Source organism: Acerihabitans sp. TG2 (genome assembly GCF_035013185.1).
GTDB lineage: Bacteria > Pseudomonadota > Gammaproteobacteria > Enterobacterales > Enterobacteriaceae > Acerihabitans.
In genome coordinates, this window is sequence record NZ_JAYGJO010000057.1 from 1 (window position 1) to 7324 (window position 7324).

The 7324-nt window shown below is 48.9% G+C and carries 8 protein-coding genes and 1 pseudogene; 5 read left to right on the forward strand and 4 right to left on the reverse strand.

The window, feature by feature from the left end:
* Positions 1–197: 197 nt before the first annotated feature.
* On the reverse strand, positions 198–764 hold the full coding sequence (locus tag SJI19_RS24130) for a TetR/AcrR family transcriptional regulator (protein WP_323480784.1): 567 nt from the start codon (positions 762–764) through the stop codon (positions 198–200).
* A gap of 186 nt (positions 765–950) precedes the next feature.
* On the opposite strand from SJI19_RS24130, the gene SJI19_RS24135 reads away from it, so the two are divergent.
* A complete protein-coding gene (locus SJI19_RS24135; RefSeq protein WP_323480785.1) occupies positions 951–1613 on the forward strand; it encodes a glutathione S-transferase in 663 nt (220 codons plus the stop codon).
* A gap of 321 nt (positions 1614–1934) precedes the next feature.
* Complete coding sequence (locus SJI19_RS24140) at positions 1935–2387, forward strand: GNAT family N-acetyltransferase (RefSeq protein ID WP_323480786.1); 453 nt, start codon at positions 1935–1937, stop codon at positions 2385–2387.
* Positions 2388–2536: 149 nt separating this feature from the next.
* Here the strand turns inward: SJI19_RS24140 and SJI19_RS24145 are convergent, their stop codons facing one another.
* Complete coding sequence (locus SJI19_RS24145) at positions 2537–3019, reverse strand: glutathione peroxidase (RefSeq protein ID WP_323480787.1); 483 nt, start codon at positions 3017–3019, stop codon at positions 2537–2539.
* Between the two features lie 175 nt (positions 3020–3194).
* Between SJI19_RS24145 and SJI19_RS24150 the strand changes: the two genes are divergently transcribed.
* A complete protein-coding gene (locus tag SJI19_RS24150) occupies positions 3195–4235 on the forward strand; it encodes an IS481 family transposase (RefSeq protein ID WP_323480788.1) in 1041 nt (346 codons plus the stop codon).
* A gap of 227 nt (positions 4236–4462) precedes the next feature.
* On the opposite strand, the pseudogene SJI19_RS24155 reads toward SJI19_RS24150, so the two are convergent.
* A pseudogene (locus tag SJI19_RS24155) lies at positions 4463–4633 on the reverse strand (hypothetical protein); the annotation flags it as partial.
* A gap of 330 nt (positions 4634–4963) precedes the next feature.
* On the reverse strand, positions 4964–5875 hold the full coding sequence (locus SJI19_RS24160; RefSeq protein ID WP_323480789.1) for a LysR family transcriptional regulator: 912 nt from the start codon (positions 5873–5875) through the stop codon (positions 4964–4966).
* Positions 5876–6011: 136 nt separating this feature from the next.
* Here SJI19_RS24160 and SJI19_RS24165 point away from each other — a divergent pair, with 136 nt between their 5' ends.
* Together SJI19_RS24165 and SJI19_RS24170 are read left to right on the forward strand one after the other, a co-directional pair.
* Complete coding sequence (locus tag SJI19_RS24165) at positions 6012–6575, forward strand: flavodoxin family protein (RefSeq protein ID WP_323480791.1); 564 nt, start codon at positions 6012–6014, stop codon at positions 6573–6575.
* Positions 6576–6649: 74 nt separating this feature from the next.
* On the forward strand, positions 6650–7324 hold a 675-nt coding region (locus SJI19_RS24170; protein ID WP_323480790.1), incomplete at its 3' end, for an aldo/keto reductase.

A 7324-nucleotide genomic window follows, 5' to 3' on the forward strand; every position in this document is an offset into this window, starting at 1 on the left:
AAAACGCAAAGTGTTCCCGACGGATGACTCGGTACGCAAAGTGATTTATCTTGCGATACAGTCGGCATCGAAAAAATGGAGTATGCCGATCCAAAACTGGCGGCTGGCGATGAGTCGTTTTATTATTGAGTTCGGTGACCGACTGAACGGTCACATTTAATAGGGTGGCAATTACACAGAATTAGGGACGGGGTCGCCTAGATGATCGGGATCAGCCCTGCCTGCTGATATGTCACCATCAGTTCGTCAAACAATTCAATGTTCTGACGGGTACGCGCTATCAGCTGAGCGCCCGCAACGGCTGTATAAATAGCCAGAGCATGCTTTTTGTAAGCCTCAGAATCGCCTCCACCTTTCTCACTAAGCATTTGGCTCAGCCACACGACGTTGGCATCAACAAAAGCCTGCACTTCGGCCTTAACTTCTTCAGGCAGATCTTCATATTCAGCAGCCATGAAGCTGGACAAACACAGCCTGTTATCGTTTTCAAGAGATTTACGGAAAATGCCGGGATAACTCTTCAAGGCTTCACCGCTGCTGGCACTCGTATTGCGTATTGACTCCAGATGCTGAGCAGTATCCTGCCAGTAGCGGTGAGCAACTGCAGCGCCAAGCTTCGCCTTACTGGCAAAGTGGTAATAGATACTGGCATTTTTAATGCCCACCTTCGTTGCAATACTGCGAAAGTTTATCCCGTTATACCCGTGTTTCTGAGCCGCACACTTCGCCTCGGCCAGTATTGCTTCCCGTGCATTTACGCTCATCTTAGCCTCTTTCTTAAACGTTCAGGACGTCACTATACAGGTGCGGAAGTAACCTGCCAACTGATAGGTAGATGTTGACATCCGTCAAAAGCAGGTTCATTCTCAACCACAAAACTACCAAGTGGTAGGTAGTTATCACTTTTCACTTATGAACTTTTACTCACAGAAGTTAAGGAACTCCACCCGATGAAAATCTATGACTGGTATGACGGCCCCTATCCTGCACGTGTACGTATCGCGCTTGCCGAGAAAGGGATGCTTTCCAAAACAGAATTTGTCCCTGTTAACTTATGGACTGGTGAGCATAAAAAAAACGAATTCCTCGCCATCAACTATTCAGGCACGCTGCCTGTTCTGGAGCTTGATGACGGTATGCTCATCGCTGAGTGTACGGCTATCACGCAGTATCTGGATGCGATTGACGCGCCATGCAGCCTGACCGGTACAACTCCAGCAGATAAGGGCATCATTCATATGATGACAAAGCGCGCTGAAATTGAGTTCCTCGATGCAGTAAGCACGTATTTCCATCACGCCACGCCAGGGTTGGGACCTGAGGTTGAACTGTATCAGAATCCGGAGTGGGGCAACCGGATGCGCGACAAGGCAGTCAGGGGGATGCATTACTTTGACCGAGTTCTGCAAACGCAACCTTATGTTGCCGGTGATACTTTCTCAATGGCGGATATCGCGGTAATCGGAGGGATGATCTTTTCTACGTTAGTGAAGCTTCCCGTACCGTCAGAGTGTGCAGCCTTGCGTGAGTGGTATAACCGAATGCAGGAAAGGCCATCTGTTCAGCAGTGGAAGGCGATGGTTGATGCCGAACGTTTGCAGAGAAAGGCGTGATTACTGTACCTGCTTAATTCGCTTAACCCTCCGCATTACCTGTGCGGAGGGGCTGGAACTGAGAAGGGCCGTTGATTCCGGTCGATATGCCATACCCAGAATGACCGTACTGTTCACCGATACGCCTTCCAACGGGCTACGTCCGCTTCTGGCTTTGAGTTCAACGGGTCGATGCAACACGATGGGACTGCTGTGAGTGGCAACGGGCATAGCATCTTCGGGATAGCCAGGAATCAGAGCTGTCCCATCACCCGCTTCGGGATGATGCTTTTCCAGGCAGGATACTTTATGCTGGTCATCGTCTTTTTGTAGGATATCGCCATGATAACCGTAGAGAAATCAGATCCATTTTCTTCAGAATCCCATCGATTAATCGAAATGCTGTCAGCAGAACTTGCCGCTATTACGGGTGATAACGGCAAAAGCAATTTCACTGTTGATGCAATGAATGGTGACAAGGCGTTATGGGTATTGGCAAAGAATGCTCAAGGCGATGCGATAGGATGCGGCGCTATCCGGCCATTAACGCAAAATATAGCCGAACTTAAAAGAATGTTTTCAGACCGAAGTGTGCCAGGCGTGGGTAGTGCTTTACTCACTTTTCTGGAAACCTCCGCAAAAGAAAGGGGATATATCGAACTGAGGCTGGAAACCCGACAGATCAACCATCGGGCCGTTAATTTTTACGAGAAAAATGGGTATGTCCGTATTGAGAATTATGGCCCATACGTAGGCAGAGAAGAGGCCGTCTGTTTCTCAAAGGCATTGTGCTAATGGCAATAATGGACCTGATGTCTGTGCTTGCCACCAGAAAAAAGAGTTGTCATACCTGCTACGCGCGATGAACGGACGTTAATCTCACACGGGCATAATCAGTTTGTCGGAAGCGCTCTAAATGTGGTCGGTTCAAATGACAGGAGCATTTAGATTTCAAGTGCAGCAAGAATTACGGTTTCCATTTTCTCTGGGGTGGTGAACGGTGCAAAACGCTTGAGCGGTTTGCCGTCCCGTCCGATCAGGAATTTAGTGAAATTCCACTTTATCCGTCCACCCAGCACGCCGGGCAATTCGTCTTTCAGATAACGAAACACCGGGTGCGTAGCGGCACCGTTGACCTCCACTTTCTCGAACATCGGGAAGCTCACACCGTAGTTGATGTGGCAGGTCTGCGCGATTTCGTCGGCGTCTCCGGGTTCCTGCTTACCGAATTGGTTGCAGGGGAAACCAAGCACGACCAGGCCCTGGGCGGTGTACTTCTTGTAGAGCGCGTCAAGGCCTGCGTATTGTGGCGTGAAGCCACAATGGCTGGCAGTGTTAACCACCAGAACCAGCTTACCCGCGTAGTCGGTCATAGAGATAAGCTGGCCACCCAGACTGGTGGCTGTAAGTTGATGAAAGGTGATCATGTCGGAATCCTCAGAGCAGATTGGCAAAATCGAACGAAAAGAACAACAAACAGGCGACCTTTGACCGGCTAAGTGTATTAGTCGCGACTTGATCTGACACATGACCTTGAAAGGTTGAGAGTTACCGGTTTTGATATGGGTGTCGAAACCTTATACAAAACACGAGGTAACTCTCATGCTTCATACTACCAATCCCGTCATCAAACATAAAACAGGTTTGCTCAATCTGGCTGAAGAACTCAGCAATGTGTCGAAAGCCTGCAAAATTATGGGCGTCTCGCGTGATACGTTTTACCGTTATCGCGAACTGGCCGATGAAGGCGGCGTGGAGGCGCTGATTAACCGCAGTCGCCGTGCTCCCAACCTTAAAAACCGTACAGATGTTGCAACAGAACAGGCTGTTGTTGATTACGCTGTCGCATTCCCGGCTTACGGTCAGCACCGGACCAGTAACGAGTTACGTAAACAAGGCGTCTTTATCTCCGGAAGTGGTGTTCGTTCCGTCTGGTTGCGCCACAACCTTGAGAACTTTAAAAAGCGCCTGAGAGCACTGGAAGAAAAAGTTGCCCGTGACGGTATCGAACTGGCTGATTCCCAGATAGCGGCGCTGGAACGAAAAGCTAGTGATGACGAGGCCTGTGGTGAAATTGAAACCGCTCATCCCGGTTATCTGGGGTCACAGGACACGTTCTATGTTGGCAATCTGAAAGGCGTCGGGCGTATTTACCAGCAGACGTTTGTTGATACCTACTCAAAAGTCGCTCACTGCAAACTGTACGTCACCAAAACGCCGATTACAGCAGCAGACATACTGAATGACCGCGTGCTGCCATTTTATGAGTCTCAAGGGTTGCCGATGCTGAGAATACTGACCGACAGAGGAACAGAGTTCTGCGGCAAAGTGGAACAGCATGACTACCAGCTTTATCTGGCGATAAATGACATTGACCACACGAAAACCAAAGCTATGTCACCGCAGACCAATGGCATCTGCGAACGGTTCCATAAAACGATACTGAACGAGTTTTATCAGGTAACGTTCCGTAAAAAGCTGTATGGTGATCTTGATACATTACAATCAGATCTTGATGAGTGGCTGGCTCACTATAATAATGAGCGAACCCATCAGGGGAAAATGTGCTGTGGCCGGACGCCAATGGAAACATTACTTGATGGAAAACGCATCTGGGCTGAGAAGAATTTAAACCAGATGTAACCTGACTAACACCTGTATAAATAACCGGTAACTGTCAGATCAGGTCTGAGCTAATACAGCTTAGTCAACATGCGTGAAAACTGATTAAGATCACCCTCAGTCTTGATGCCTTTGGCCAGTTCTGTAGCAAGTGCCTGAAGTTTCTTCTCGTCCATAATTTACCTGTCTCCGTTGTTCGGATAACGATATCAAAAACAGGCAATTACACAATTTAATTTACAGGCTCGCCAGTTCGCCAGGAAAAAATGCTCCCAGCTGCCCTGTGTTTCTCTGTGTACTAACGCTCCCCGGTTACCCCGAATGCTTCTTGAATGCTCAACGCCCGTTTTTTCAAGATGTTTTGCAAAGCCTTCCGCATGTTTCAGCGAAACGCAGCCGTGCCATGTACGTACAATCATTCACTTTTCCTTTCCTTGTTACGGGAGGATAACTATACCATTTCAGGGAGTCTGTTGGTGCACGAGGCGATTCGCCGCCCGGATGTTATGATTAATTGATTTGAAATCTGCTTAATTTAACTCAAACTGCCTCGCCGTTCTTCATGGCTTCATTATTATATGACAACCTTCATTCAGGGTATGAAAGTCTATATCTCGCTCAAAGCTACGCTACGTCCTTGTCGTGAGCAGTTTTGTGCCAAAGCCGAGATTTATAACATCATGCTGTGTTAATCAATGGGGAACAGGTCCAATACATAGGCTTTCACCTCCTCCGTTGTACTAGTTCACTCAGACATTATCAAAATAAGGTTTCAACACTTCCTCAATCCAATTCATAAAAGCCCTCACTCGTTGCGACAGATTGCGCCGGTGCGCGACGACGAAAGATGCATTTAGTGGCTTGGGCCGCAGATTGGGAAGGACTTCAACCAATGTGCCACATTTGATATGGGGTACGAGCGCTGAATAACCTCCCTGAATTAAACCCAAACCCGCCAGTCCTGCTTCGTGGTAGGCCGGTACGCTGTTGACCGTCATCGTGCCGGGTAACATCAGCGAATTGTAGCCATCACCTGACGGATATTCCCATCCGTCAGGTTTCGTGCCAAAATTCCGCATGTAATGAACCATCCTGTGTCCTTGATTAAGAAGATCATCAATCGTCTGTGGCATACCGAAGCGTTTCAGATAGCCAGGACTCGCCGCATTGATCATCCGTAATTTTCCCAGCGGTCGGGCAATCAGGGTCTCATCAACAATGGGTCCCAGACGAATTACGCAATCAAATCCTTCCAGAACCAGATCAACACGACGGTCAGTACTTGAAAGCTCAAGTTCGAATTCCGGGTGAGCATCCAGTAGCTGCGGTAGTGCGGGAATAATGACGCTTTGTGCCAGAATAGCTGGCATATCAACACGTAAACGCCCTCGCAGTGACATTCCGCCAGGTGAAAACATTGACTGCAGTTCGTCTGCTTCCGCCAGCAGGTCTCGTGCACGCGAATAAAAAATGCGGCCATCTTCGGTCAACTGCACGGTCCGCGTGGTTCGGTGCAAAAGCGTAGCGCCTACGTCATGTTCGAGCTCGCGCACCACCATTGAAGCACGTCCTTTCTGAATACCAAGGCTTTCAGCTGCCTGGGTAAAGCTCTTCATTTCTGCCACTCGCGCGAAAATAATTAGTGCCTCAAGATTTTTCATTGTTCCTCATTCAGATAACAGTGCGTTAATTTTTAGGTTATTTATGGCTACTGTAATACTTAATAGACTGTCTTCACACCGCGTTATCCAGCGCAGACACTTGCTGAAGGAAATTATCATGACTCAAACCCTTTCAATGATTAAATCTGTAGTCGTCTATCACTCTGGCTATGGGCATACAGAACGGATGGCGGCCTCTGTCGCTGAAGGTGCCAGCGCCACGCTCGTGGCTATCGACTCCGAAGGAAACATTGCTGAAGAAGCATGGACAAAGCTCAACGCGGCAGACGTGATTCTATTCGGTTCGCCAACCTACATGGGTGGACCGAGCTGGCAGTTCAAAAAATTTGCAGACGCCTCGTCCAAACCCTGGTTTGAGGGTAAATGGGTTAACAAGATTTTCGGTGGCTTTACGAATAGCGCGAGCATTAATGGTGACAAGCTGAATACGCTGGCTTATTTCTTTTTGCTGGCCGGTCAGCACGGTGGTATCTGGGTCAACATGGATATTAAGTCCTCGAATACCAAGGCCTCATTGCGTGATGACTTGAATCGGATGGGCTCAAATATCGGTCCCATGGCACAAACCCCCGCCGATGCTTCCCCTGAAGAGATGTCCTCGGGCGATCTCGAAACGGCACGCCTATATGGCGCACGTGTCGCAAATATTGCCTCCCAGTTTCAACCTATAAGTTCATAGAGTCGTTGAATTACGTCGCGTACAGATCCTGGGTCTGCAAGCGGTGTCACTGGTGAAGAGGAAAGGTAAATTAAATGAAATATAAGCAACTTGGGCGTACAGGCTTGTTTGTTTCAGAAATGTGTCTCGGCACAATGACGTTGGGCGGTAACAATGATGCTGGCATGTGGTCCTCAATAGGCGCAGTAGAACAGGACGAAGCAAATCAGATTATCGCGCGAGCGCTCGCCGGCGGGATTAACTTTATCGATACCGCCGATATTTATTCCTTCGGTCAGTCTGAACGTATTACAGGGATCGCGCTAAAAGAGCTCGGTATTGCACGCAACGACATTGTTCTTGCCACAAAAACAGGTGGGGTTATGGGGCCTGGGCCCAACGCGCAGGGAGCATCACGCGGGCATATTATGGATTCGGTACAGAGAAGCCTAGAAAGACTTCAGGTCGATCACATTGATTTGTACCAGATTCATGCGAACGATCCTGTCACGCCCGTTGAGGAAACGCTGCGCGCGCTTGACGATCTCACACGGCAAGGGCTGGTTCGTTATGTTGGTGTGTCGAACTGGGCCGCAGGTAAGCTCGGTAAAGCGCTTGGCCTGAGTGAGGCACGTAATACAACACGTTTTGAGACCCTTCAGGCTTATTACTCTATTGCCGGACGTGACGTGGAGCGGGAATTGGTACCCTTAGTCCGGGAGGAAAAGATGGGCCTCCTTGTCTGGTCGCCGCTTGCCGGAGGCTTACTT

What these genes read in the sequence shown, in the direction of transcription:
- SJI19_RS24130 (WP_323480784.1), bottom strand. Translation starts at nt 764, where the DNA reads ATGAGCGTAAATGCACGGGAAGCAATACTGGCCGAGGCGAAGTGTGCG.
- SJI19_RS24140 (WP_323480786.1), top strand. Translation starts at nt 1,935, where the DNA reads ATGATAACCGTAGAGAAATCAGATCCATTTTCTTCAGAATCCCATCGA.
- SJI19_RS24135 (WP_323480785.1), top strand. Translation starts at nt 951, where the DNA reads ATGAAAATCTATGACTGGTATGACGGCCCCTATCCTGCACGTGTACGT.
- SJI19_RS24150 (WP_323480788.1), top strand. Translation starts at nt 3,195, where the DNA reads ATGCTTCATACTACCAATCCCGTCATCAAACATAAAACAGGTTTGCTC.
- SJI19_RS24145 (WP_323480787.1), bottom strand. Translation starts at nt 3,019, where the DNA reads ATGATCACCTTTCATCAACTTACAGCCACCAGTCTGGGTGGCCAGCTT.
- SJI19_RS24165 (WP_323480791.1), top strand. Translation starts at nt 6,012, where the DNA reads ATGATTAAATCTGTAGTCGTCTATCACTCTGGCTATGGGCATACAGAA.
- SJI19_RS24160 (WP_323480789.1), bottom strand. Translation starts at nt 5,875, where the DNA reads ATGAAAAATCTTGAGGCACTAATTATTTTCGCGCGAGTGGCAGAAATG.